At 67.1% G+C, this 24,032-nt stretch carries 23 protein-coding genes; 10 read left to right on the forward strand and 13 right to left on the reverse strand.

Translation table 11 applies throughout. The features are described 5' to 3' along the window. The first annotated feature begins 111 nt into the window (after positions 1-111). Complete coding sequence (gene acs, locus FA702_RS06950; protein WP_136955536.1) at positions 112-2,064, forward strand: acetate--CoA ligase; 1,953 nt, start codon at positions 112-114, stop codon at positions 2,062-2,064. Then, positions 2,061-2,681, forward strand: a complete 621-nt coding sequence (locus tag FA702_RS06955; protein WP_194921452.1) for a response regulator transcription factor — start codon at positions 2,061-2,063, stop codon at positions 2,679-2,681. The genes acs and FA702_RS06955 overlap by 4 nt, the downstream gene beginning before the upstream one ends. Here the strand turns inward: FA702_RS06955 and FA702_RS06960 are convergent. The 10 genes from FA702_RS06960 to FA702_RS07005 form a co-directional block, all read right to left on the reverse strand. After that, positions 2,655-5,999, reverse strand: a complete 3,345-nt coding sequence (locus FA702_RS06960; protein WP_136955537.1) for a PAS domain-containing hybrid sensor histidine kinase/response regulator — start codon at positions 5,997-5,999, stop codon at positions 2,655-2,657. The two genes, FA702_RS06955 and FA702_RS06960, sit on opposite strands and share 27 nt — an antisense overlap. A 109-nt stretch (positions 6,000-6,108) precedes the next feature. Further along, a complete protein-coding gene (gene tatC / locus FA702_RS06965; RefSeq protein ID WP_136955538.1) occupies positions 6,109-6,918 on the reverse strand; it encodes a twin-arginine translocase subunit TatC in 810 nt (269 codons plus the stop codon). Beyond that, entirely contained in the window at positions 6,915-7,304 is a 390-nt protein-coding gene (gene tatB / locus FA702_RS06970; protein ID WP_136955539.1) for a Sec-independent protein translocase protein TatB, read from the reverse strand. The genes tatC and tatB overlap by 4 nt, the downstream gene beginning before the upstream one ends. 32 nt (positions 7,305-7,336) lie before the next feature. Further along, positions 7,337-7,591 carry a twin-arginine translocase TatA/TatE family subunit gene (locus FA702_RS06975; RefSeq protein WP_136955540.1) on the reverse strand — a complete coding sequence of 85 codons (255 nt, stop codon included), beginning with the start codon at positions 7,589-7,591 and terminating at the stop codon, positions 7,337-7,339. A 72-nt stretch (positions 7,592-7,663) separates the two neighbouring features. Next, on the reverse strand, positions 7,664-8,338 hold the full coding sequence (gene scpB, locus FA702_RS06980; RefSeq protein WP_136957292.1) for an SMC-Scp complex subunit ScpB: 675 nt from the start codon (positions 8,336-8,338) through the stop codon (positions 7,664-7,666). After that, positions 8,338-9,156: a ScpA family protein gene (locus tag FA702_RS06985; RefSeq protein WP_136955541.1), complete on the reverse strand. Its 819-nt coding sequence runs from the start codon at positions 9,154-9,156 to the stop codon at positions 8,338-8,340. The genes scpB and FA702_RS06985 overlap by 1 nt, the downstream gene beginning before the upstream one ends. Continuing rightward, positions 9,156-10,190 (reverse strand): beta-N-acetylhexosaminidase, encoded by a 1,035-nt coding sequence (gene nagZ / locus FA702_RS06990; protein ID WP_136955542.1) that lies wholly within the window; start codon positions 10,188-10,190, stop codon positions 9,156-9,158. Before nagZ ends, FA702_RS06985 begins: the two co-directional genes overlap by 1 nt. Positions 10,191-10,258: 68 nt before the next feature. Beyond that, positions 10,259-11,041 (reverse strand): SPOR domain-containing protein, encoded by a 783-nt coding sequence (locus FA702_RS06995; RefSeq protein WP_136957293.1) that lies wholly within the window; start codon positions 11,039-11,041, stop codon positions 10,259-10,261. Between the two features lie 18 nt (positions 11,042-11,059). Then, positions 11,060-12,808 (reverse strand): arginine--tRNA ligase, encoded by a 1,749-nt coding sequence (gene argS / locus FA702_RS07000; RefSeq protein WP_136955543.1) that lies wholly within the window; start codon positions 12,806-12,808, stop codon positions 11,060-11,062. A 127-nt stretch (positions 12,809-12,935) separates the two neighbouring features. Beyond that, positions 12,936-13,628, reverse strand: a complete 693-nt coding sequence (locus FA702_RS07005) for a hypothetical protein (protein WP_136955544.1) — start codon at positions 13,626-13,628, stop codon at positions 12,936-12,938. A 156-nt stretch (positions 13,629-13,784) separates the two neighbouring features. On the opposite strand from FA702_RS07005, the gene ispH reads away from it, so the two are divergent. Genes ispH through rnhA form a run of 3 tightly spaced genes read left to right on the forward strand, consistent with a single transcriptional unit; the run spans position 13,785 to position 16,198 of the window. After that, the gene (gene ispH / locus FA702_RS07010) at positions 13,785-14,780 is read left to right on the forward strand and encodes a 4-hydroxy-3-methylbut-2-enyl diphosphate reductase (protein ID WP_136955545.1); all 996 of its coding nucleotides are present in this window, start codon (positions 13,785-13,787) and stop codon (positions 14,778-14,780) included. A gap of 12 nt (positions 14,781-14,792) precedes the next feature. Next, entirely contained in the window at positions 14,793-15,770 is a 978-nt protein-coding gene (gene thrB / locus FA702_RS07015; RefSeq protein ID WP_136955546.1) for a homoserine kinase, read from the forward strand. After that, positions 15,767-16,198 carry a ribonuclease HI gene (gene rnhA, locus FA702_RS07020; RefSeq protein WP_136955547.1) on the forward strand — a complete coding sequence of 144 codons (432 nt, stop codon included), beginning with the start codon at positions 15,767-15,769 and terminating at the stop codon, positions 16,196-16,198. Before thrB ends, rnhA begins: the two co-directional genes overlap by 4 nt. Positions 16,199-16,236: 38 nt before the next feature. On the opposite strand, the gene FA702_RS07025 is transcribed toward rnhA, so the two are convergent. The 3 genes from FA702_RS07025 to FA702_RS07035 all read right to left on the reverse strand — a co-directional run bounded on the left by FA702_RS07025 (position 16,237) and on the right by FA702_RS07035 (position 18,665). After that, a complete protein-coding gene (locus tag FA702_RS07025; protein WP_136955548.1) occupies positions 16,237-16,419 on the reverse strand; it encodes a DUF1508 domain-containing protein in 183 nt (60 codons plus the stop codon). A gap of 127 nt (positions 16,420-16,546) precedes the next feature. Further along, entirely contained in the window at positions 16,547-17,623 is a 1,077-nt protein-coding gene (locus FA702_RS07030; RefSeq protein WP_255504798.1) for an FAD-binding oxidoreductase, read from the reverse strand. 79 nt (positions 17,624-17,702) lie between these two features. Then, positions 17,703-18,665 (reverse strand): alpha/beta hydrolase, encoded by a 963-nt coding sequence (locus FA702_RS07035; RefSeq protein ID WP_136955550.1) that lies wholly within the window; start codon positions 18,663-18,665, stop codon positions 17,703-17,705. 93 nt (positions 18,666-18,758) lie between these two features. Between FA702_RS07035 and FA702_RS07040 the strand changes: the two genes are divergently transcribed. The 5 genes from FA702_RS07040 to FA702_RS07060 all read left to right on the forward strand — a co-directional run bounded on the left by FA702_RS07040 (position 18,759) and on the right by FA702_RS07060 (position 23,954). Next, complete coding sequence (locus FA702_RS07040) at positions 18,759-19,247, forward strand: prepilin peptidase (protein WP_124807733.1); 489 nt, start codon at positions 18,759-18,761, stop codon at positions 19,245-19,247. 63 nt (positions 19,248-19,310) lie between these two features. Beyond that, entirely contained in the window at positions 19,311-20,342 is a 1,032-nt protein-coding gene (gene cpaB / locus FA702_RS07045; protein WP_136955551.1) for a Flp pilus assembly protein CpaB, read from the forward strand. Position 20,343: 1 nt separating this feature from the next. Further along, positions 20,344-21,978 carry a type II and III secretion system protein family protein gene (locus FA702_RS07050; RefSeq protein ID WP_255504745.1) on the forward strand — a complete coding sequence of 545 codons (1,635 nt, stop codon included), beginning with the start codon at positions 20,344-20,346 and terminating at the stop codon, positions 21,976-21,978. Between the two features lie 14 nt (positions 21,979-21,992). Further along, positions 21,993-22,667 (forward strand): CpaD family pilus assembly protein, encoded by a 675-nt coding sequence (locus tag FA702_RS07055; RefSeq protein WP_136955552.1) that lies wholly within the window; start codon positions 21,993-21,995, stop codon positions 22,665-22,667. Positions 22,668-22,670: 3 nt separating this feature from the next. Next, positions 22,671-23,954, forward strand: coding sequence for a pilus assembly protein CpaE (locus FA702_RS07060; RefSeq protein ID WP_136955553.1), 1,284 nt, complete (start codon positions 22,671-22,673; stop codon positions 23,952-23,954). Positions 23,955-24,032: the final 78 nt, after the last annotated feature.

A 24,032-nucleotide genomic window follows, 5' to 3' on the forward strand; every position in this document is an offset into this window, starting at 1 on the left:
ACTGGCAACCAGCCGGAGCTTGGTCTTATATCTACGACCATTGTCTAGGCGCGCCGCGCCGGCCCCGTGCGGTAGGGTTGCGGCAACGAATTATGTGAGGAGAGCCTGAGTATGGGTGAGGCCATCTACCCCGTTCCGTCGGAATGGTCGGCCAACGCGCTGATCGACGATGCGCGCTATCAGGAAATGTACCGCCGCTCCGTCGAGGAACCCGACGCGTTCTGGCGCGAGGAAGCGCAGCGGATCGACTGGATCAAGCCGTTCACCCGCGTCAAGGAAACCAGCTTTCACGAGGCCGATTTCGGCATCAAGTGGTTTGCTGATGGCACGCTGAACCTGTCCGCCAACTGCCTCGACCGGCACCTGGCCGAACGCGGCGACGCCATCGCCATCCTGTGGGAGCCGGACAGCCCCGAGGATGCGGAACGCCGCATCACCTATCGCCAGCTTCACGAGGACGTTTGCCGCTTCGCCAACCTGCTGCGCGCCAAGGGCGTGAAGAAGGGCGAGCGGGTGACAATCTACCTGCCGATGGTGCCCGAGGCCGCCGTGGCCATGCTGGCCTGCGCGCGCATTGGCGCCATCCATTCGATCGTGTTCGCGGGCTTTTCGCCCGACGCGCTCGCCGGCCGCATCATCGACTGCGACAGCCGCATCGTGCTCACCTCCGACGAAGGCCTGCGCGGCGGCAAGAAAGTGCCGCTCAAGGCCAATGTCGATGAAGCGCTCAAGCAGTGCCCCGACGTCGATACGGTGATCATGCTCCGGCGCACCGGCGCCGCCGTAGCCATGGTCGAAGGCCGCGACGTGGACTGGGCGACCGCTGTCGCCACGCAGGCCGCCGAATGTGCGCCGGAGGAAATGAGCGCGGAAGACCCGCTGTTCATCCTCTACACCTCCGGCTCCACCGGCAAGCCCAAGGGCGTGCTGCACACCACCGGCGGCTATTCGGTCTGGGCGTCGCTGACGCACCAGTACGTGTTCGACTACCGGCCCGGCCAGATCTACTGGTGCGCGGCGGACATCGGCTGGGTCACGGGCCATTCGTATGTGGTCTATGGCCCGCTGGCCAACGGCGCGACCACGGTGATGTTCGAAGGCGTGCCCAACTTCCCCGACGCCAGCCGGTTCTGGCAGGTGGTGGACAAGTTCGGCGTCGAGATCTTCTATGGCGCCCCCACCGCACTACGCGCGCTGATGCGCGAAGGCGACGAATGGGTGAAGAAGACCAGCCGCAAGACGCTGCGCCTGCTGGGTTCGGTGGGCGAACCTATCAATCCCGAAGCCTGGGGATGGTATCACAAGGTGGTGGGCGAAGGCCGCTGCCCGATCGTCGACACCTGGTGGCAGACCGAAACCGGCGGCGCGATGATCACCCCCCTGCCCGGCGCCACCGCGCTGAAGCCGGGTTCGGCTACGCGCCCGATGTTCGGCGTGAAGCCCGCGCTGGTCGACAACGACGGCACGTTCCTGGACGGCGCGACCGACGGCTGCCTGGTCGTGACCGATTCGTGGCCCGGCCAGATGCGCACCGTGTGGGGCGATCACGAACGCTTCTTCCAGACCTATTTCACCACGTTCAAGGGCCTCTATTTCACCGGTGATGGCGCGCGGCGCGACGAGGACGGGTACTTCTGGATCACTGGCCGCATCGACGACGTGATCAACGTGTCCGGCCACCGCATGGGCACGGCCGAGATCGAAAGCGCGCTGGTTGCCCATCCCAAGGTGGCCGAAGCCGCCGTGGTCGGCATGCCGCACGAGATCAAGGGACAGGGCATCTACGCCTACGTCACCTGCAATGCCGAGATCGAACCGGATGAGGCGCTGCGCAAGGAGCTGATCCAGTGGGTGCGGCACGAGATCGGCCCGATCGCCACGCCGGACGTGATCCAGTTCGCCCCCGGTCTGCCGAAGACCCGATCGGGCAAGATCATGCGGCGAATCCTCCGCAAGATCGCAGAAAACGACGTAAGTAACCTTGGCGATACGTCTACCCTTGCCGATCCTTCGGTCGTGGACCATCTTCTGGCCAATCGACCGAAATTGGCGGAGGCCGTATAAGTACGATCCTGATCGCCGACGATCACCCGCTGTTCCGTCAGGCCCTGACGGTCGCGGTTGCCCACGTCGCGCCCGAAGCAAAAATCCTGGAAGCAGGCACGCTGGCCGCCGCCGCGAAGGCGACGGCCGACGCGCCCGACCTGCGCCTTATCACGCTGGACCTGAAAATGCCCGGCGCGGTCGGCTATTCCGGGATCGCCTTGCTCCATGCCGAAAAGCCCGATGTGCCGATCCTGGTGGTGTCGAGCGCTGAGGGCGCCAATGCCGCGCAGGAAGCGCGCGCATTCGGCGCGGTGGGCTTCTTGCGCAAGGATGCCGATCTGACCGTGATCGAGGATGCCATCCGGAAGGCGCTGGGACGGCCCGAGGAGATTCACCCGCAGGCCGAGCCTGTCGATCAGGTTCGCCGCGAGGTGGCGGGCCTGACGCCGACTCAGCTCAAGGTGCTGCTCGCGGTGCTGGAAGGCAAACTCAATAAGCAGATCGCCCACGACCTTGGTATGAGCGAAGCCACCGTCAAGGCGCACATGACCGCGATTATGCGCAAGCTGGACGTGCGCAACCGCACGCAGGCCGCGCTCGTCGCGCGGTCACTGGGGCTCGACCTCGCGCATTGAGACCCGCGCGAGGAAGGCTTCCAGCGCGGACGGATCGATTGGCTTCACGAACAGCGGAATACCGCGCCGGCGCGCGCGTCGGCGCAGTTGCGCGCCGCTTTCGGCCGTGACCATCGCCATCGGCATGGCCGGACGATCCTTGTGGATCAGATCGGCCAGGGCAATGCCGTCCTCCCCGCCATCGAGGTGGAAATCGAGCAGCGCGACATCCGCGCGCGCCACCAGCGCCAGCGCCTCGGCCATGGTCGCGGCGCCCAGCACGGTATGACCGCTGCCGCCCAGCAGGGCTTCGGAGGCCTCGATGATGACCGGATCGTTGTCCACCACCAGCACCGTCAGTGCGCGGAGCGGCCGGCCGGCGCTAAACGGCGCGTGGGCATCTCCGTCCTCGTCGGGCATCGCGACGGCGGGCAGGATCACGCTGAACCGGCTGCCCTTGCCCGGCGTTGACGCAAGCTCCAGGCGAACGCCGAGCAGCCTGGCGATCCGTTCCACGATGGCAAGGCCAAGGCCAAGGCCTTCCGCCTCCACCGTCCCCAGCCGGGTAAATTCCGAAAACACGGCCTTCTGCTGGTCTTCGGGAATGCCCACGCCCGTATCGACCACGTCGATCCGCAGAGCGTTGCCGCGCCGCCGCACGCCGACGAGAATGCCGCCCTGCTCGGTGTAGCGCACGGCGTTGGAGAGCAGGTTCTGAAGAACGGAGCGCAGCAGGCCCGGATCGGTTTCCACTGCGCCGAACACCGGCCCCACCGTCAGCCGCAGTTCCTTTTCCTCCGCCATCGGGCGAATGCCTTCGGCGATGTCGCGCAGCAGGCGCGCCAGCGGAATCACCTCGGGACTGGGCTGGATGCCGCCAGCATCAAGCTTGCTGATATCGAGCAGCGCGCGCAGCAGGTCTTCCGCCGCCACGATCGAGCGCTCCACCCGCGCGACCATGATTTTCGCGCCGCCTTCCACGCTGCGATCGAGCGCGGAAGCGAACAGCCGCGCGGCATGGAGCGGTTGCAGCAGATCGTGGCTGGCGGCGGCGAGGAAGCGCGTCTTCTCGCGCGTCGATTCGGCCAGCAGGCGATTGGCTTCGGACAATTCCCGCGTGCGTTCGGCGACGCGGCTTTCCAGCTGTTCAAGCGTCCGCCGCAGTTCCCCCCGCACGCGGGCTTCCTCGGTGGTATCGGCAAAGGCGGTGACATAGCCGCCGCCCGGCATCGGCCCACCGGTGGACCGGATGACGCGCCCGTCCGGCCGCACGCGCTCCGACGTGAACGTCCGGCGCGCGCGCAGGTGCGCCAAACGTTTCTCCACTTCCTCGTCCGGCGTTCCCGCGAAATGGCCGCGTTCCACGTTGAAGCGGATCAGGTCGGCGATGGGGACGCCCACGCGCACCAGCCCCGGCGGGTAGTTGAACAGTTCGATGTATTGGGTGTTCCACGCCACCAGATTGAGGTCCGCATCGATGACGCTGATGCCCGAATGCAGGTTCTCGAACGTGGCCGCCAACAGCGTGCGCGAGAAGCGGAGCGACTGGCCGCCCTCGTCAAGCAGCCGCGCCACATCCTCGATGCTCATCTGCGCGCCGGCCAGCGCGGAGGCGACGAGCGTGCGCGCCGACGAGACTCCGACCACCCCGGCGATGAGGTCCTGCGCCCGTCGGGCCGTCAGCCGATCGACCGGCAGCGTCCGTCGATAAGCCGGGAACTCCTCTTCCGCCCGTTCCTCGCCGGTGAAGCGACCGACCAGATCGGCCAGTTCGCCGATGTTGCGCACCGGCCGCGCGCCCCGCAACATGATCGGCAGGCGGCTTCCCGGATCGCGCCCCGCCGTCCCGGCGACAAGCACGATCAGGTTGGCCGCCATGCTCCACAGCACGCCATGGACCAGCGGGCTGGCATGGCCGATGCCGAGCAGGCGCAAGGGATCGGCCAACGTTCCGGCCAATGCGATCATCCACGCTTCGGGGAGGACCTGCGGCATGGCCAGCGTCCACAGCCACAGCGCGAAGCCGGCGGCCAGGCTGGCGCGCCCGGCAACCGGATCGCGATCCTTGCCGAAAATCCCCAGCACGAAGTGCGGCGTGAACTGCGCCATCGCCGCGAAGGCGACCAGCCCGATCGAGGCGAGCGAGCTGCGCGGCGACAGCATCAGCGCCCATACCAGCGCCAGCGCGACAATGCCGACGATCGCCGAGCGCCGCACCACCATCATGCGCCGCCCCAGGGCGCCGGCGGCATCGTCGGTCTCGCTGCGCAGAACGGCGGGGAAGATCAGGTCGTTCGAGACCATCGTCGCCAGCGCGGTAGCGTCCACGATAACCATGGCGCTGGCAGAACTGATCCCGCCGAGCAGCGCGATCGAGGTCAGCCAGTGCAGCCCTGCGGCATCGGGCAGCGCCAGCACAAACAGGTCGGGCGCGGCGGCGGGCGGCAAGGCCACCAGCCCCGCAAGCGCGATCGGCAGGACCAGCACCGCCATGCCGATGACATAGGCCGCCACGCCCCACCGCGCGCGCGGCAGATCATCGGGCTGCTGCGCTTCGGCCAGGCCCATGAAGAACTGGCGCGGCAGCACCACGATCGCCATCGCGGAAATCATGCCGATCACCACGAATTCGAACGAGAGATGCGAAGGGCCGAAGCGCGCCGCCGTTTCGCGCAATCCGATCGCGAACCGCTCCGGCGGCGCCTGCGCGATGACATAGACGGCGATCGCGCTCACCACGATCAGCGCCACCAGCTTGATGATTGATTCCAGCGCGATCGAGAACAACATGCCCTCGCTTCGCCCGGCGACTTCATACCGCCGCGCGCCGAACAGGATCGCGAAAGCGGCAAGCACGACCGACGCGGCAACCATCACCGGTACCGCGACGTCGCTGCCCGAAACGACCGCTATGGCACTGCCGATCGAGCGCAATTGCAGCGCGACGTAGGGAATGATGCCCACCAGCGCGATCAGTGTGACCAGCCGCGCCATTCCGGGATCGTGCCCGAAGCGGGCGGCGATGAAATCCGAAATGGTGGTAGCCTTTTCCTCGTGCACCGCTTCGGCCAGCCGCCGCAGCAGGGCCGGGGCAAAAATCAGCAGCAGCGACGGCGCGAGGTAGATCGGCAGGTAGTTCCACCCTTCGCGCACCGCGCTGCCAACCGCGCCATAGAACGTCCAGCTCGAACAATAGACGCCCAGCGCCAGCGTGTAGGCGACATGGCGCAGCGCCGGACGACTACGCGCCGCGTCCGCGCGCGCTTCGACCAGGGCGGCAACGACAAACAGGATACCAATCAGTGCAAGCGCATAAAGCGCCGCCAACGTCAGGCTCATCCCTGGTGGCCTTTCGAGCTACTCCCGCGTCCTTAGCAACAGTCGGACACATGGCAAGCGATGCCACGCTCAAAAGGACGCGGGGTGGCCCGGGAAATCGGTCAGGGAATCAGGGCAGAAGCCGGGTGGGTTCGCCGGCGGCGGCATCGGCTTCCTGCTTCGCCTTTTCCGCCGCGTCGGATTTCTCGGCGAAGCGCATCACCACCAGCGTGCCTTCGAACAGGAACAGCAGCGGAATGGCGAGCATCAGCTGCGAAACGACATCGGGCGGGGTAATCACGGCCGCCAGCGCGGTGATCCCGACAATCACGTAGCGCCGCGCGGCCACCAGTTGCGCGCGCGTGACGATTCCCGCGCGGTTCAGCAGCATCAGCAGCACCGGCAGCAGGAAGCTGATGCCGAACGCCAGGATGAACTGCATGACGAGGTTCAGATAATCGCCCGTGCCCGGCAGCGCCTCCAGATGCAGCCCGCCCTTGTCGCCCTGAAAGCCGAGGAACCATTTGAAGGCGGTGGGCATGACGATGAAATAGGCGAGGCTGGCGCCGGCGGTGAACAGAATCGGCGTGGCGATCAGAAACGGCAGGAACGCCTTCTTTTCCCGCGCATAGAGCCCCGGCGCCACGAAGGCCCAGAGCTGGTTGGCGATGATCGGGAAGCTCAGCAGGAACGCCGCGAACAGCGAAACCTTCAATTCCACGAAGAACGCTTCGTAGAGCTTGGTGTAGATCAGCTTGCCCTGCCCCGGCGGAAACGCTTCCATCAGCGGACGCGCCAGCAGCGCGAAGATATCGTCCGCGAAATAGAAGCAGATCGCAAACGTGACCGCCAGCGCATAGACGCACCGCAACAGCCGCGTGCGCAGTTCCAGCAGGTGATCCAGCAACGGCGCCTGGGTTTCGTCGATATCGCGAATCATAGCAGCCGGGGCGCGTCGGTTTGAGGAGATGGAGCCGCTGGGGCGGTCTCGACCGGCGGCGTGGGCGCGTGCGCCGCCACTTCGGGGATCACGCCGGGCGCGGCGACCTGATCGGCAGCGGCCTCAGGCGTCTGCCCTTCGGCAGCCTTTCCCCCGTCCTGCGCCATGATCGTGGCATTCTGTTCGCGCCATTTGCGCTCCATTTCCTCCATTTCCGCCTCGCGGATCATGGTTTCGATCCCGGCGCGGAAATGGTTGGAGACGCGGCGGATCTTGCCGATCCAGCGGCCTGCTGTGCGCAGGGCGAGCGGCAGGTCCTTGGGGCCGATCACAACGATGGCGACAATGGCCACCAGCAGCAGCTCTGACGGCGCTACGTCGAACATGGTTCAGATCGGGTCCGGTATCCAGGCCGCGTTCAGGCGTTGCCCGAAGGCCCCTGCTGCTCGGCCGGAGCGGCAGTCGGTTGGGCAGACGGCGCCGGCGGCGCGGACTGCTGGAGCTGCGGCGGCGGTGCGGTTACCGGGCGATCGGTCTCTTCCGTCATACCTTGCTTGAAGCTTTTGATACCCTTGCCGAAATCGCCCATCATTTCGGAAATGCGACCACGCCCGAAAAGCACGAGAACGACCAGCGCGAGGATAATCAGGTGCGGTAGGGACAGGCTACCCATCGTAAAATCTCCTTCTCCGCTCCAGATAGGGCATCTCGCGCGGAATCGCCAGTCAATCCAAGCCGTAAAGAGTCAATCCGACCGCAAAGGTTCGTCTTCGTCGTCGGAAAAGGCCGGTTCGGCGTCGCCCCGGTCCTCTTCATCATGCCCCGTCAAGGCCGCGAAAACATCGTCCACCGGGTCAAGCAAGCCGGCAGCGCGCAATTCGTCGATCCCCGGCAAGTCCTTGCGTGACTCCAGACCGAAGTGCGCCAGGAAGCCGGGCGTCGTGGCATAGATCGTGGGCCGTCCCGGCACCTCGCGCCGCCCCGCAACGCGAATCCAGCCCGCTTCCAGCAGCACGTCCAGCGTGCCGCGCGATGTCTGCACGCCCCGGATCGCCTCGATCTCGGCGCGGCTGACTGGTTCGTGATAGGCGATGATCGCCAGGGCCTCGGTCGCCGCGCGCGACAGGCGGCGCACGTCCTCGCGCTCCTTCCGCAGCAGGTGGGCCAGATCGGCCGCCGTCTGGAAGTGCCAGCAGCCGCCGCGTTCGACGAGTTCGATCCCGCGCCCGGCGTAGTGCGCGACAAGCTGCGCCAGCGCGCCATCGACCCGTGCGCCGCCGAGATGGGCGGACAGTTGCTGGGGCGTCAGCGGCTCGCCCGCCGCGAAAAGCGCCGCTTCCACGGCACGAACGAGATCGTCCGGCGATCCGCCCCATGCGTCGGTCAGGCCATCCGCCCGATCTTCCGGCAGCTGTTCCATCACGGCTGCGCCGCCCGCAGCATGAGCGGCCCGAACATCTCCTCCTGCGCGATTTCCGCTCTCCCCTGCTTGGCCAGTTCCAGCGCTGCGACGAAGCTGGAGGCCAGCGCGGAACGGCGCAATTGCGGGTCGGTCCAGGCGGGATCGCGCCGCGACGGCAGGAACGCGCGCAAGTCCATCCAGTCCACGGTCACGCCCAGCATCGTCGACACCCGCGTAAGCGCGGATTCGAGCGTCATCACCGGGCGCTCGCGTACCATGTGGACCACCGGCGCGGTGCGCGCCTTCACCTGGCCGTAGGCCTGCATCAGCATGAACAGGTCACACTGCCAGCGCCGCTCCTGATCGACATGCAGCCCTTCCGGCGCGCCGCGCGGAAACACGTCGCGCCCCAATCGGTCCCGCGCCATCAGCCGTGCCCCCGCTTCCCGCATCGCGCCCAACCGTTGCAGGCGCAATTGCAGGCGCAGCGCCAGTTCCTCGGGCGATGGCTGGATTTCCGGATCGTCCGGCAGCAGCAGCAGCGACTTGAGGTAAGCGAGCCAGGCGGCCATCACCAGGTAATCCGCCGCCAGCTCCAGCTTCAGCGCCTCAGCCCGTTCGATATAACCGAGGTATTGGTCCACCAGTTCGAGGATCGAAATCCGCCGGAGATCGACCTTCTGCCGCCGGGCAAGATCCAGCAGCAGGTCGAGCGGCCCTTCCCAGCCGTCCAGCTCCAGATAGAGCGAAGCATCCTCGGTCGCCGCCGAAGCCACGCCGTTCCACACCGCATCGCCATCGAACAGCGAAGCGGGCGTGGCGGCGGCCTGTTCCATCAGGCGTCCGCCAGCGCGAGCAGAGCGTCGCGCTTGGCGACAAGCGCGGCATGGCGCTCCATCGGCGCGCCGGGGGCAAAATCGGCGGCGAAATCGGTGGTATCCCGCAGCGCGCGCGCCAGCCGTTCCCGCGCCGCCGCGCTGATCACGGGCGTGGCGCTGGCGATGCCGATCATATCGTCCATCTTCGCCCAGCAGTTGAGCACCAGATCGCACCCTGCCGCGATGGCCCGGGCGGCGCGTTCGGGCACGCTGCCCGCCAGCGCTTCCATGTCGAGATCGTCGGTCATCAGCAGGCCATCGAAACCGATGCGCTTGCGGATCACCTCGCCGATCACGAACGGCGATTGCGTGGCCGGATTCTCCGCGTCCCAGGCGGTGTAGCGCACATGCGCGGTCATCCCGATCGCGGCGCCGGCCAGCGTGCGGAACGGTTCGAGATCGATCTCCAGTTCCTCGGCCGAGGCATCGACGGTGGGCATTTCCTTGTGGCTGTCCGCCGTGGCGCGGCCATGGCCCGGCATGTGCTTGACCACGCCGGCCAGACCCGCGCGCGCCAACCCGTCCAGCGCCGCGCGCCCCAGCGCCGCCACGCGCAACGGCTCGGCCCCATAGGCGCGATCGCCGATCACGTCGTGCGCGCCGGGCTGGCGCACATCAAGCAGGGGCAGCAGATCGACGCTGATCCCCGCTTCGGCCAGATCGAGCCCAAGTGCCTCGGCATTGGCGCGTGCTGCTTCGATTGCGGTGGCCGGCGCCACGTCCCACAGCCGGCCGAACCATTCGCCGGGCGGATAGGGCGGCCACACCGGCGGCTTCATCCGCGCCACCCGGCCGCCTTCCTGATCGATGCAGATCAGCGTGCGATCGCGCCCGTGCAGCGCGCGCAATTCATCGGTCAGCGCCCGCAGTTGCGCGCGATCGGCCACATTGCGGCCGAAAAGCACGTAGCCGGCCGGATCGGCATCGCGAAAGAAGGCGCGCTCGTTATCGGTGAGAGTCAGGCCCGAAAGGCCGAAGATCGCCGGAACCATGCATCAGGATTCGGCCAAAACCCGCCATTCCGCAAGGCTTCGCAGCCGGAATGGCGGGGAAAACCGGATCAGCGCTTCACCTGGCACTTGAGGCCGCCTGCCTGCAACCGGCCGCACAGCGCGTTGGCTGCGCCCGCATCCCCCGCCAGCGCCTGCAAGCGATAGACCGTGCCGATATCCGCCTTGCCTTCGACCACGCGGTGATTGAGGCCCTTCAGCGCCTCGTGCTGGCTGGAAAGCTTGCTCCACGCGGTCTCGGCGGCGGAACTGCTGGAGAACGCGCCAATCTGCACGCCCACGCCACCCGCAGCCGGCGCGGCCGGGGCCGTGGCCGGCTTGGGCGCATTGCTGCCCGCTGCGGCCGACGCATTGGCGGCGGCGGAGGCCGATGCGGAAGCCGCCGGAGCCGCTCCCCCGGCAAGGTTGGCCGCGGGCCTTTCGCCCTCGCTGACCTTGAAGCTGGAATCTCCGGTGCCCTGGAACGTCTTGCCGCCTGGCTCCTTCGGCGCGATCTTGTAGGGCTCGCGGCTGGCTTCGATCAGGCTGCCATCGGCATTGGCGGCAGGGCCGCCCCGGTGCGTGGCCCAATAGACCCCGCCGAGAATCGCGGCTAGCAGGACCAGCCCGAGAACCGCGAACCCGATGAAGCGGCCGTTGCCCGGCTCCTCGTCATCGAATTCCACGTCGTCCGCGCCTTCGAGCCACGGCAACCGCTGTTCGTCGCCCAGCGCCAGACGCGCGCCGGCAGCGCTCTCGGCCGCTTCCTCCGTCGCGTCGAACGGCATCGACGCGGAGGGATGTTCATCCCCGTCGTGCCGTTCGTGCTGCCCGTCCTGATCCCCGTCCGCCATGTTCACGTCGCTGACCCTTCACAGTTCCTCGGCCGCTTCCACCCCAAGGATGGCGAGACCGTTGCGCACAACCTGCCCGATTTGCGCCGCGAGGAAAAGCCGAGCCGCCGTCAACGCCGCATCCTGTGCCACTATGAACCGTTTTTCGGGTCGATCGTTGCCCAGGTTCCAGTAGGAGTGGAAGCCTGCCGCCAGATCGTAAAGGAAGAACGCCACCCGGTGCGGCTCGCGCGCGACGGCGGCCGCTTCCACCAGACGCGGAAACTGCGCGGCAAGCTTCACCAACGCCAGTTCCTCAGGCCCCAGCACCGAAAGATCGGCGCCGGACGGCGCGAAACCTTCCGCCGCGCCCTTGCGCAGCGTCGAGCTGATCCGGGCGTGGCAATACTGCACGTAAAACACCGGATTGTCCTTCGACGCTTCCACCACGCGGGCGAAGTCGAAGTCCATCTGCGCGTCGGGCTTGCGCGTCAGCATGGTGAAGCGCACCACGTCCTTGCCCACTTCGCGCACCACGTCGGCCAGCGTGACGAACGTGCCCGCCCGCTTCGACATCTTCACCGGCTGGCCATCGCGCAGAAGCTGCACCATCTGCACCAGCTTCACCTCGAACGGGATCGGCTTGCCTTCGGCGCCGGTCAGCGCGGCGACGGCGGCCTTGATCCGCTTGACCGTGCCGGCATGGTCGGCGCCCCAGATGTCGACCAGCGCATCGGCCTTTTCCGCCTTCTGGAAGTGATAGGCGAGATCCGCGCCGAAGTAGGTCCAGTTGCCGTCGGACTTCTTGATCGGACGGTCCTGATCGTCGCCGAACCGGGTCGAGCGGAACAGCGGCAATTCCACCGGTTCCCAGTCTTCCGGCGTCTTGCCCTTGGGCGCTTCGAGATGCCCGTCATAAACCAGATCGTGCGCGCGCAGCCAGGCTTCCGCCGCTTCGGGCTTACCGGCCGCCTGCAGTTCCGCCTCAGACGAGAACAGGTCGTGATGGATGCCGAGCAGGGCGAGATCGTCCTTGATCATCACCAGCATGGCGGCGACGGCCTTCTGCCGGAACAGCGCGAGCCATTCGGCTTCGGGCGCGGCGGCGTAGCGATCGCCGAATTCCTCGGCCAGCGCCTTGCCCACGGGCACCAGATAGTCGCCCGGATAGAGCCCTTCCGGAATCTCGCCCACGGCCTCGCCCAGCGCCTCGCGATAGCGGACGTGCGCCGACCGGGCGAGGACATCGACCTGCCCGCCAGCATCGTTGACGTAGTATTCCTTGATGACCTTGTGGCCGGCGACTTCGAGCAGGCTGGCCAGCGCATCGCCCACCACCGCGCCCCGGCAATGGCCCATGTGCATCGGCCCGGTGGGATTGGCGGAGACGTATTCGACGTTGACGACCTTGCCGCCGCCCAGCGTCGAGCGGCCATAGCCGGCGCCCGCCACCGCGATCAGCCGCAGTTCGTCCAGCCAGGCGCCGTCGGTCAGGCGCAGGTTGATGAAGCCCGGCCCGGCGATGTCCGCCGACGTGACGCGCGGTTCCTTCTCCAGTTCCGCCACCAGCGCCGCCGCCAGCGCGCGCGGATTGGTGCCGGCGGGCTTGGCCAGCACCATCGCCGCGTTGGTCGCCAGATCGCCGTGCGCGGGATCGCGCGGCGGCTCGCAGGTCACCGCGCCGCGCGGCAGGCCAGCAGGTAGCGTGCCGGCGGCTTCCAGCGCATCGAGCGCGGCGTCGATCACCCGGGCAAAGGCGGCGTGAAGATTGGCTTGAACATCGGGCATCGGAAAAGGCTCACGAAAAACGGGCGAGCACCCCCGCAGGAACGGAGGCGATCATCATCCAGCGCCCCTTTGCGGCGGCGCGGCGGTTTTGCAAGCCCGGCAATCGCCGCCGGACCCGCAACAAGCGTCATCGCGTGGCGTTGAACGTCAGTTGCTGGTCGGTCAGCTGGAAACCGACGAGCAGTTCGAACGTGGCGCGCGCGATCGCGGCGCGCACGTCGGGCTGCGCCAGCGGATCGATCGCGGCATCGGCATCGCCCGCGCGCCGCTTGCGGCTGAGGCGGTTGCGAATCTCTTCCGGCAGCGTCGCCTGCGCGCGATCCACGTAGGACGCAGCCTTGGCATGGCCCGTGGCGCGGTCCTGCCCGTCGGCGAAATCGATGCTCACCGTGCCGACGCGCTTGGCGATGACAACGTTGCCGCCGCGCATCACGGTGGAGAAATAGGGCAGTTCGACGTGGCGTGCGCCGCGCGTGTCGGAACGGCGCGCCAGCACGTCGAACGTGGCGACGGTGTAGAGCTTGTCCCCACCCTGCCCCTGATCGCAGGTGCTGCGCAGGTTGGTGATCGAGGCGGTCACGTCGAGCGCGCCCGAATCGGTGCGCTTGGGATCGGAGAACAGCGTTACGTCGCCGGCGTATTCGGGAATCGCCACGCGCGGGCACGGATCGCGCAGCGCCGTCACGCCCACGCTGTCGTCCACCACCAGTTCGCCCTTGCTCTTGGCGCAGCCGGAGAGCGTCCCCGCCAGCAAGGCGACGCCGATCGCGGAACCGATGGCGACACCGGACTTCGGAACACGGCGGAAGATGGCGGTCATGAGCGCAGAAATCCTTAAAAGACGATGCCGCATCCGCGCGAACCGACAAGATGATCCACGGGGCAGCGCAATTCCTCTAGCCACGCCCGAACCTTTCGGCAATGCTTGGACTTTGAGAGGTTTCCGGAACGTGATGCCGCTGCTAATGGCCCCCCGATGAACGCCACCTTTCCAGACCAGGCCCAAACGGCCCCCGGCGATGCCGCCGACGCCAAGGCTCCGCTCAAGCTTCTGATCGCGGCGCCGCGCGGCTTCTGCGCCGGGGTGGACCGCGCGATCGAGATCGTTGAGCGCGCGATCACGCTCTATGGCGCGCCGGTCTATGTCCGGCACGAGATCGTTCACAACCGCTTCGTTGTGGACGGGCTGAAGTCCAAGGGCGCGATCTTCGTGGAGGAACTGGACGAAGTGCCCGATGGCGCGCCGGTCGTGTTCTCGGCACACGGCGTGCCCAAAGTGATTCCGGCGGAAGCCAATTCGCGCGGGCTGGACTGGCTGGACGCCACCTGCCCACTGGTGAGCAAAGTCCACCGGCAGGCCGAACGGCAGGTCGAGGCCGGGCGCCACATCCTGTTCATCGGCCACCACGGCCATCCCGAAGTGATCGGCACGATGGGGCAGGTTCCTGACGGCGCGATCACGCTGGTCGAAACGGTCGAGGACGTGGCGCGGCTGGAGTTCCCGGACGATCTGCCGCTGTCGTTCCTGACCCAGACGACGCTTTCGGTGGACGATACCGCGGAAATCGTGACCGCGCTGCGCACGCGCTTTCCGCGTATCGTTGGTCCGCGCGCCGAAGACATCTGCTATGCCACGTCCAACCGTCAGGCGGCGGTCAAGGCGATCGCGGACGCCTGCGACCTGATTCTGGTGATCGGCGCGCCCAACAGCTCCAATTCGCTGCGGCTGGCCGAAGTGGCCGAACGGCAGGGCACGCGCGCCTTCCTGATCCAGCGCGCGGCGGAAATCGATCCGGCCTGGCTGGACGGCGTGACCACGCTGGGCCTGACTGCCGGCGCTTCCGCGCCGGAAATCCTGGTGCGCGAAGTGGTGGACCTCCTCTCCACATGGCGCACGGTCACCGAGGAAACGGTGAAAGTGCGCGACGAGGAGAACATGGTGTTCAAGCTGCCTCGCCAGCTTGCCAACTGAGAAGACCGGGCAATGGCGGTCTATACCCACCTCGACGCCGGGGCGATGGCCGATATCGTGGCTAGCTTCGCCATTGGCGAGCTCGTCTCGGCCAAGGGGATCGCGGAAGGCGTCTCGAACAGCAACTGGCTGATCGAGACGACCGGCGCGGATGGAAAGGGCGCGCGGTTCATCCTGACGATGTACGAATTCCGCATCGAACTGGACGACCTGCCCTATTTCCTGTCGCTGCTCGATCACCTCGCGGCCAAGGGTTGCCCGGTGCCGCGCACGATCCACGCTCGCGATGGGCGGCTGTATCAGGTGCGCGACGCAAAGGCGCTGGCGCTGATCGAGTTCCTGCCGGGCGTTTCCGTGGCAGATCCCACGCCGGCGCAGGCGCGTGCCGTCGGCGCGGCGCTGGCGCAGTTGCACCTTGCCGCCGCCGACTTTCCGCAGACGCGCGCGAACGGCATGGACCGCGCCGAATGGCAGCGCCTGCTGGACGCGTGCGGGCATGACGGTCTTGCCTCGATCGATCCCGTTCTGGCCGATCTGGTGGAGGAAGCCCTGCCCCGGCTCGCCACGCAATGGCCCGCTGGCCTGCCCCGCTCGGTGATCCATGCCGACCTGTTCCCCGACAACGTGCTGATGCTGGGTGACAGGGTGACCGGCCTGATCGACTTCTACTTCGCCTGCAACGACACGACGGCCTACGATGTGGCGGTGACGCACGCCGCCTGGTGCTTCGACAGCGCGGGCATGGCGTTTCGCGCCGACATCTCCGCGGCGCTGCTCGAAGGCTACGAAAGTGTGCGTCCGCTGCTGCCGGAAGAGCGCGCCGCCTTGCCGGTGCTGACACAGGGCGCGGCGATCCGCTTCACAGCCAGCCGCGCCTATGACTGGCTGAACACCCCTGCCGACGCGCTGGTGACGCGCAAGGACCCGATGGCCTTCGCCCGCCGGCTGGCGTTCTATACTGATCCCGCCAACGCCGGGGTCTTCGCGTGAAGCACGTCCAGATTTTCACCGACGGCGCGTGCAAGGGCAATCCCGGCAAGGGCGGCTGGGGCGCTCTGCTCCGCATGGGCGAGCACGAAAAGGAAATGGCCGGCTCCGAAAAGGAGACGACCAACAACCGCATGGAACTGATGGGCGCGATCAAGGCGCTCGAAGCGCTCACGCAGCCGTGCCAGGTGACGCTGCATACCGACAGCAAGTACGTGCTGGACGGCATCACCAAATGGGTCTTCGGCTGGCAGAAGAACGGCTGGAAGACCGCCGACAAGAAGCCGGTCAAGAACGATGACCTGTGGCGCGCGCTGGTCGCCGCCGCCCGCCCGCACAGGATCGAATGGGTCTGGGTGAAAGGCCACGACGGCCACCCCGAGAACGAACGCGTGGATCGCCTGGCCAGCGACGCCGCGCAAGCCGCCTGAACGCGGCCGCGCGGCGCCCTTCGCCAGCTCAGCAGCGCTTATTCGACGGTCGTGTCCTTCACCGGCGCGGCCGGCCCGTTCTTCTGGATCGATTCGATCGCGCTCTTCGCGCTCGCCTTGCTGGAATAGCCTTCGGTCCAGAAAATGGTTTCGCTGTTGTAGCAGAAATAGGCCACGAACTCGCCGGCCTTGTTCTTCCGGATTTCAAAACGATGCGCCATCACACCCGCTCCTTCGCGCTGGATCAGTTAGTAACAGTCCCCGTACACGGGATAGCACGCGGCCCGGTGGCGCAAAGGGGCTATCGTCAATCGCCACCGGAATGGTGATTTTGCCGACGTCGGACCGTCAGGCAGCCATGACGAAGCGCGACGGGGCATAGCGCGCCCGGTCGACCCCCGCCGTCATCGCATCCGCCGGTTGCCCCAGCACGATCTGGGCGGCCAGCCGCGCCGCCGCCGGAGCGGTCTGGATGCCGAATCCGCCCTGCCCGGCGAACCAGAAGAACCCTTCGCGCAGCGGGTCAAAGCCATAGACCGGCAGGCGATCGGGCGCGAAGCTGCGCAGACCCGCCCAGCGCCGTTCCAGTGCGGCGATGCGCCAGTCGACCACCTGCTCGAAGCGATCGATCGCGACCGCCACGTCCAGTTCCTCGGGCGCGGCATCGCAGGGCGCGTCGGGAATTTCGTCGTGCGGCGAAAGCCACAACCGGCCGGCCTGCGGCTTGAAATAGAAGTCTCCGTTGATGCCCAGCGTCAGCGGCATGTCGGCCGACGCTTCGGGATCGGTGCGCAATTGCACGATCGTGCGCCGCAGCGGCAGGATGCCGACCGGGTCCGCACCGGCCAGCGCTGCGACCTCGTCCGCCCACGCACCGGCCGCATTGACCACGATCGCCGCGCGCGCCGCGCCGGCCCCCTGTCCCTCACCCCAGGCCACGCGCCAGCCCGCCGCATCGCGCTCCACGGCGGAAACACGCGCGCGGACGCGCAGCACGGTTCCCGCCCGGCGCCCGATGGCAAGGTAATGCTGGTGCAGCGCGGCCACGTCGATGTCCGAACAGTCCGGCTCCCACGTCGCGAAAGCCCACTCCGGGCGGAGGCCGGGCACGCGCGCTTCCATCGCCGCGCGGCTTTGCCATTCGATGTGGATGCCCATCGCGCCGAAGCTTTCGGCATAGGCTTCCAGCTTGTGCCGGTCCTCGGCCGTCGCGATGCTCAGCGCCCCGCGCGGAGACAGGAAGCCATGCTCGCGCAGGTACCTGCCCGACGCCATCGTCAGCGGAACTACGCCCGGCCCGCCGTAGGTTTCCTCCCAGAACGCTGCCGACCGGCCGGTGGTGTGATAGCCCGGTGCATCCTCCGCCTCGATGACCAGCACGCGGGCGTAAGGCGCAAGCTCGGCGGCAAGGCTGGCGCCGGCCATGCCCGCGCCGATCACGGCAATGTCGAAAGTCTCGGTGGTCACGGGTTGCGGCAGAGTCCTGAAGGCAGCATTCGGTGGGTCAACGTGCGATAGCCGGGGCCATTCGGTCGAGGAAATCGTCGATCGTCGCGATCACCCGATCGCGCACGGGGTCGGCCTCGCGCAGCAGTTCGTGGCGGCCTTCGCGGCCCCAGGTCACGAGTTGCGCGCGCGGCAACCGCGCTGCAGCCCGCGCGATCGCCCGGTAGCCGACCAGTGCATCGTACCGCGCGCCAAGGATCAGCACGGGAACGTCGACCGCCTCCAGAGCGCCCGGCTGCTCCATCCCGCGAATCGAGGCGACCGCCCGTTCCACCCAGCGCCAGGTTCCAGGCCCGATCGCCAGCGCGGGGCGCTGTTCCTTCCACCACAGTTCGTCCGCGTAACGGTCGGCATCGTGCGTCAGCAGGACATGACGGCCCGCTGGAGACGAGCCCGGCTTCTCGCTGGTCTTCCACGCCAGCCGCCCCGGATCGCCGATGCGGCACATGAAGCGCGCCAACGCCTGATGCAGCGCGGAAGGACCGGGCGTGGTCAGCCCCAGCATCGGCGCGCTGAGCACGACCGCGACCGGATCGATCCGCCGTTCCACCACCGCCCGCAGCACGAGATGCCCGCCCATCGAATGGCCAACGATCACGTGCGGCCCCGGAGTCTGCGCCCGCCAATCGGACCAGAACGCCGCCAGATCGTCTATCCACACGCCGAAATCGCGGACGTCGCCCGCCATGGGGTTCGCACCATACCGCCCCGAAGCGCCCTGCCAGCGCCAGTCGGCTGCGGTTACGCGCCAGCCCTCCCGGTGCCAGTGGTCCAGCGTCTCTAGGTACTTCTCATAGAAATCGCCGCGCCCCGGCATGAACAGCAGCGATCCGCGCACGGCAGCGGCGTCTTCGGGGGCCCGCTGCCAATCGATACGCCGGATGGCATGGCCGTCGCGCGCGGACCACCATGCTTCCGTCGCCGCGGCGGGAATCGCTCTCCGATCGATGTTCACCGCCATGCAGGTCCGATCCCCATCGGGCCAGAATCGGCGGAAATCCCCGCCAACTCTTGGTTACCGTTTGGTAAGTGGTTGTCGCGTAAGGCATAGCCCATGCAGGGCAATTTCATCGTTTACGGACTGGTCGGAGCCTTGGCAATCGCGCTGCTGGTTGCCGCTTTCACCGATATCCGTCGCCGCCAGATCGACAACTGGCTGAACGCCGCCATCGCGCTGGCCGCGCCCGCGTTCTGGTTCGCGATGGGCTGGCATGTCTGGCCGGACATCGCGGTGCAGATCGGCGTGGCGCTGTTAACCTTCGCCATTCTCGCCGGCCTGTTCGCGTTGCGGGTCATGGGCGGCGGCGATGTCAAGCTGCTCGCCGCGCTGGCGCTGTGGATACCCGGCAAGCTGTTCCTGCAATTGCTGGTGATCATGGCGCTGACGGGAGGAATCCTGACGATCGTGCTGGGCGGCTGGCACGTGATGCGGCGGCAGAAGGACAAGCTGAAAATCCCCTACGGCGTGGCGATCGCCGCCGGCGGGCTGTGGATCATCGGCACTACCAACTGGGCCGCTTTGCAAGCCGTTTCGGCAGGATAGGCCAATTTTAACCAATTTCCCTGAAAAGGCGCAAATCCGGACAAGAGGGCGGGATAGAAGGCCATGGATAGAAAGAAGCTGTTTCTGCTGGTGGGGGCGCTGATCGTCGCGATCGGCACGGCCTTTGCGGCAAGGAGCCTGCTCTCCGGCGGCGCACCGACGCCGCAGGCCGAGGCTGCCGCGAAAATCGAAAGCGGTCCCAAGGTACTGGTAGCCAAGCGGGCGTTGCCGCTGGGCACGATCATCACCGCGGATGCGATCGGCTACCAGCCCTGGCCCAAGGATCTCGTTCAGGACGCCTATTTCGTCGAAGGCGAAGCGGACATGGCGAAAATGCTCGGCACCGTGGTGCGCCAGCCGATCACGGCGGGCGAACCGGTCACGCGCGGCTCGCTCGTCTCGCCGGGCGATCGCGGCTTCCTCGCCGCCGCGCTCGGGCCGGGCATGCGCGCCGTGACCATCGCGGTTTCGGATCACACCGCCGTCGCCGGCTTCGTCTTCCCCGGCGATCACATCGACCTTGTCCTGACGCAATCGGTCAAGGGTGCGGAAAATCAGGCCGCGCTGCAGACGTCGGAAACCATCCTCAAGAACCTGCGCGTGCTGGCGACCGACCAGTCGACCGAGCAGGAAACCGTGGACGGCAAGACCCGCGTCCACACCTTCGGCACGGTGACGGTCGAAGTGACGCCCAAGATCGCGGAAAAGATCGCCGTCGCCCAGACGCTGGGCACGATCAGCCTGTCGCTCCGCTCGATCGCCGACAATTCGGCCGATCTGGAACAGGCGCTGGCATCGGGCCAGGTCAAGATCCCGGCCGGCGCGACCAAGGCCGACGAGGAAAAGCTGATCAAGCAGGCGATGCACCAGCCGGTCGAGAACGGTTCCAGCTTCGTCACCGGCGGCGACGTCTCGCGCTTCCAGCGCAGGACCATGCCTTCGATGGTGCCCGCTGGCTTCGGAACGCACGGCATGGCCGCCGGCGCGCCGCCGATGGCCGCCCCGGCCGGAGCGCCGATCATCATCAACCGTGGCCCGATCGTCAGGATCACCCGCGGCAAGGACACCGAAACCGTCGCGGTGGGGGGAAACTGAGATGACTCAGCACAAGCCCGCGCAGGCGAAAGGCAAAACCATGAAAGCCCGCATCACCTTCCCGCTGCTTCCGGCCGCGCTGCTCGTCACGCCGCTGGCCCTGGCAGGCGCCCTGGACGCGGCAAGCGCCCAGAGCGTGACCAGCCCGGCGCGCAGCATCGCCATCGCCATCGGCCGCGGTGAACTGATCACCCTGCCCGGTCGGATGTCGGACGTGTTCGTCGCCAACAACGACATCGCCGACGTGCAGGTGAAGGCCACGAACCAGCTCTATGTGTTCGGCAAGGCCGGCGGCGAAACCACCGTCTATGCCAGCAACGGCAAGGGCGACGTGATCTGGTCGGCCAATGTCCGCGTCGGCACCAACATCGACAGCGTGGACCAGATGCTCCACCTGGCGATGCCCGATGCCAAGATCTCCACGGCAACGATGAACAGCACCGTGCTGCTCACCGGTACGGTCGGCGCGCCGGAAGACGCGGCCGAGGCAGAGCGGCTGGTGAAGGCCTTCGTCGGCGACAAGACCCAGGTCATCAGCCGCCTGAAGCTGGCCACCCCGCTGCAGGTCAACCTGCAGGTCCGCATCGCCGAAGTCAGCCGCTCGCTGGTCAAGTCGCTGACGTCGAACATCACCTCGATCGACGGCACCGGCGGTTTCAAGTTCGGCATCGGTCAGGGATCGGCTGCTTCCACCTTCCATCCCGGCGCCCCGCTGGGTGTCGGTTCGAGCGTCAGCTACTATGGCGTCGACCCGTCGACCGGGCAGGTCGCGCTGCTGCCGGGCACCACGGTTAACCCCGCGTCCACCGGCACCACGCTGGCGGCGGCGGGCAAGCTGTTCGGGCTGGGCATGCTGGCCAAGCTGGATGCGGCCGAAACGGTCGGCCTTGCAACCACGCTGGCGCAGCCCAACCTCACCACGATGTCGGGCGAGACCGCCGATTTCCTGGCGGGCGGCGAATTCCCGATCCCGATGAGCCAGGGCCTTGGCACGACCTCGGTCGAATACAAGCGCTATGGCGTGAGCCTGTCCTACACGCCGACGGTGCTCTCCAACGGCCGCATCTCGATGCGCGTACGCCCGGAAGTGTCCGAGCTGTCCTCGCAGGGCGCCGTACAGATTTCCGGCTTCACCATCCCCGGGCTGACCGTGCGCCGCACGGAAACGACAGTGGAACTGGGTTCGGGCCAGAGCTTCATGATCGCGGGCCTGATGAACAGCAACTCGCAGAACAACATCCAGAAGCTGCCCGGCGCCGGCGACATCCCGATCCTCGGTTCGCTGTTCCGCTCGACCGGCTTCAAGCGCGGCGAGACCGAACTGGTGATCGTGGTCACGCCTTATCTGGTGAACCCGGTCGATGCGAACCAGATCAAGCTGCCGACCGACGGCTTCCAGGCCGCCAACGACCTGCAGCGCATCCTTGGCAACATGGAAAGCGACAGCGTCAGCGGCAAGCAGGGCATGCACCCGACCGAAAAGCCGAGCACGGTGCAGTCCGGTTCGCAGGTCGGCGCGCTCGACAAGCCATCGGGGCCGGCCGCGGCCGCCGACAAGGCCGCGCCCGAACCGCGCAACGCCCGTCGTTCCGGCAAGAGCGCCGAGGCGCCCGCGCCCGGCTTCAGCATCAATTGAGAGAGGGACGACCGATGCCCGTGATTTCCAACCGTCCTGCAAGCGTCCGTCTCGCCGGGGCCGCCATCGCCCTTTCGCTTGGCCTTGCCCTTTCCGGCTGCGCCGGCATGCCGACCAACCGGTCGCTCGAAAGCGTTCATCAGCCCGTGGTGGAGCGCAATCTCTATACCTTCGACGTCAACACCCTTACGGGCGGCGGCGTTCCAGTTGCGGACCAGCGCCGTCTGGCCGACTGGTTCGAGACGCTGGGCCTGCGCTATGGCGACCGCGTTTCGGTGGACGATCCCGTCCAGTCGGGCGCGACGCGCACGGCGGTAGAGGCCGTGGCCGCGCGTTTCGGGCTGCTGCTGGCCGATACCGCGCCGGTGACCGAGGGCGTGGTCCCGGTAGGCATGGCGCGCGTGGTCATCACCCGCACCACCGCCAGCGTGCCCGGCTGCCCGGACTGGTCCGCCAAGTCGGACGCGAATTTCGGCAATGGCGCATCGCCTAACTTCGGCTGCGCGACCAACGCCAACCTTGCCGCGATGGTGGCCGACAAGGAACACCTTGTCCACGGCGCGACCGGCACCGGCGATACGGTGGTGATGAGCTCGACCAAGGCGATCAGCACCTATCGCGACGCCAAGCCGACGGGCGGTGGTGGCACCACCGTCAAGCAGCAGTCGAGCCAGTCGGGAGTGAACTAAGCCATGAACGCGCCCTTCAAGAACGGCAATCGCGATACGTTCGCCGCCTTCATGTGTGACGACGCGGCGCTGGATGTCCTGCGATCGATCGTGGTCGACATGGGCTGGCAGCCTGAAAAGTGCAACAAGGGCGGCCTGCGCAACGCGATCCAGTCGCTCTCGATCACGGCCAGCCCGGCGATCCTGATGGTCGACCTTTCGGAAAGCGGCGATCCGCTGACCGACATCAACGCGCTGGCCGAAGTCTGCGAACCCGGCACGGTGGTGATCGCCGTCGGCCAGGTCAACGACGTGCGGCTCTATCGCGATCTGGTTGCCTCGGGCATCCAGGACTATCTGCTGAAGCCGCTGTCGCCCAACCAGGTCCGCGATGCGCTGGTCCAGGCCCAGGCGATCTTCGCCGCGCCCAAGACCAGCGATGCCGGCGCGATCAAGCGCCACATCTCGACGGCTGTTGTCGGCACGCGTGGCGGCGTCGGCGCATCGACGATTGCAACCTCGCTGGCATGGCTGTTCAGCTCCGACCAGAAGATGCCGACCGCGCTGCTCGATCTCGACGTTCACTTCGGCACCGCCGCGCTGACGCTCGATCTCGAACCGGGCCGTGGCCTGACCGACGCGATCGACAATCCCAGCCGTATCGACGGGCTGTTCATCGAGCGCGCCATGATCCGCGCGAACGACAATCTCGCGATCCTGTCCGCGGAAGCGCCGATCAATGCGCCGCTGATGACCGATGGGGCGGCCTTCGTGCAGTTGCAGGAAGAATTCCGCCACGCGTTCGAAATGACCGTGATCGACATGCCGCGCAACATGCTGATCAACTTCCCGCACCTGCTGGGGGAAGTGAACGTGGCGGTCGTGGCGACGGAACTGACGCTGGCCGGCGCGCGCGACGCGATCCGCCTGCTGTCGTGGCTGAAGGGCAACGCGCCCCACGCGCAGGCGCTGGTGGTGGTCAACAAGGTCCACGCCGGCATCGGCGAAATCAGCAAGACGGACTTCGAAGCCTCGATCGAACGCAAGATCGACTTCATGATCCCCTATGACGCCAAGGCCGCCGCCAACGCGGCCAAGCTGGGCCAGACGTTCGTGGGCGCCAACCGCAACATCAAGGCCACGACGGTCATCGCCGAAATCGGCAAGGCGATCGTCAACGCCGGCGACGATGCGGACATGAAGCCCGTGGCCGCAGCCGCGGCGGGCAAGGCTTCGCTGCTGAGCAAGTTCGACCTGAAGAAGATGCTCGCGGCCAAGAAGGGCAAGGCGGCCGCCCCGGCCTCCTGATCCCGCCCCTGCTCTGGCGCACGACAATGAAGCCACTTTTCCGTCCCCGACAGGCTGGAAGGTGGCGGTTTGAGGTAA

The sequence above is a fragment of the Novosphingobium sp. EMRT-2 genome, from assembly GCF_005145025.1.
Taxonomy (GTDB): Bacteria; Pseudomonadota; Alphaproteobacteria; order Sphingomonadales; family Sphingomonadaceae; genus Novosphingobium.

Coding starts and splice junctions, on each gene's coding strand:
- acs (WP_136955536.1), top strand. CDS start 112: ATGGGTGAGGCCATCTACCCCGTTCCGTCGGAATGGTCGGCCAACGCG.
- FA702_RS06960 (WP_136955537.1), bottom strand. CDS start 5,999: ATGAGCCTGACGTTGGCGGCGCTTTATGCGCTTGCACTGATTGGTATC.
- tatC (WP_136955538.1), bottom strand. CDS start 6,918: ATGATTCGCGATATCGACGAAACCCAGGCGCCGTTGCTGGATCACCTG.
- tatB (WP_136955539.1), bottom strand. CDS start 7,304: ATGTTCGACGTAGCGCCGTCAGAGCTGCTGCTGGTGGCCATTGTCGCC.
- FA702_RS06975 (WP_136955540.1), bottom strand. CDS start 7,591: ATGGGTAGCCTGTCCCTACCGCACCTGATTATCCTCGCGCTGGTCGTT.
- scpB (WP_136957292.1), bottom strand. CDS start 8,338: ATGGAACAGCTGCCGGAAGATCGGGCGGATGGCCTGACCGACGCATGG.
- FA702_RS06985 (WP_136955541.1), bottom strand. CDS start 9,156: ATGGAACAGGCCGCCGCCACGCCCGCTTCGCTGTTCGATGGCGATGCG.
- nagZ (WP_136955542.1), bottom strand. CDS start 10,190: ATGGTTCCGGCGATCTTCGGCCTTTCGGGCCTGACTCTCACCGATAAC.
- FA702_RS06995 (WP_136957293.1), bottom strand. CDS start 11,041: ATGGCGGACGGGGATCAGGACGGGCAGCACGAACGGCACGACGGGGAT.
- argS (WP_136955543.1), bottom strand. CDS start 12,808: ATGCCCGATGTTCAAGCCAATCTTCACGCCGCCTTTGCCCGGGTGATC.
- FA702_RS07005 (WP_136955544.1), bottom strand. CDS start 13,628: ATGACCGCCATCTTCCGCCGTGTTCCGAAGTCCGGTGTCGCCATCGGT.
- ispH (WP_136955545.1), top strand. CDS start 13,785: ATGAACGCCACCTTTCCAGACCAGGCCCAAACGGCCCCCGGCGATGCC.
- thrB (WP_136955546.1), top strand. CDS start 14,793: ATGGCGGTCTATACCCACCTCGACGCCGGGGCGATGGCCGATATCGTG.
- FA702_RS07025 (WP_136955548.1), bottom strand. CDS start 16,419: ATGGCGCATCGTTTTGAAATCCGGAAGAACAAGGCCGGCGAGTTCGTG.
- FA702_RS07030 (WP_255504798.1), bottom strand. CDS start 17,623: ATGGCCGGCGCCAGCCTTGCCGCCGAGCTTGCGCCTTACGCCCGCGTG.
- FA702_RS07035 (WP_136955550.1), bottom strand. CDS start 18,665: ATGGCGGTGAACATCGATCGGAGAGCGATTCCCGCCGCGGCGACGGAA.
- FA702_RS07040 (WP_124807733.1), top strand. CDS start 18,759: ATGCAGGGCAATTTCATCGTTTACGGACTGGTCGGAGCCTTGGCAATC.
- cpaB (WP_136955551.1), top strand. CDS start 19,311: ATGGATAGAAAGAAGCTGTTTCTGCTGGTGGGGGCGCTGATCGTCGCG.
- FA702_RS07050 (WP_255504745.1), top strand. CDS start 20,344: ATGACTCAGCACAAGCCCGCGCAGGCGAAAGGCAAAACCATGAAAGCC.
- FA702_RS07055 (WP_136955552.1), top strand. CDS start 21,993: ATGCCCGTGATTTCCAACCGTCCTGCAAGCGTCCGTCTCGCCGGGGCC.
- FA702_RS07060 (WP_136955553.1), top strand. CDS start 22,671: ATGAACGCGCCCTTCAAGAACGGCAATCGCGATACGTTCGCCGCCTTC.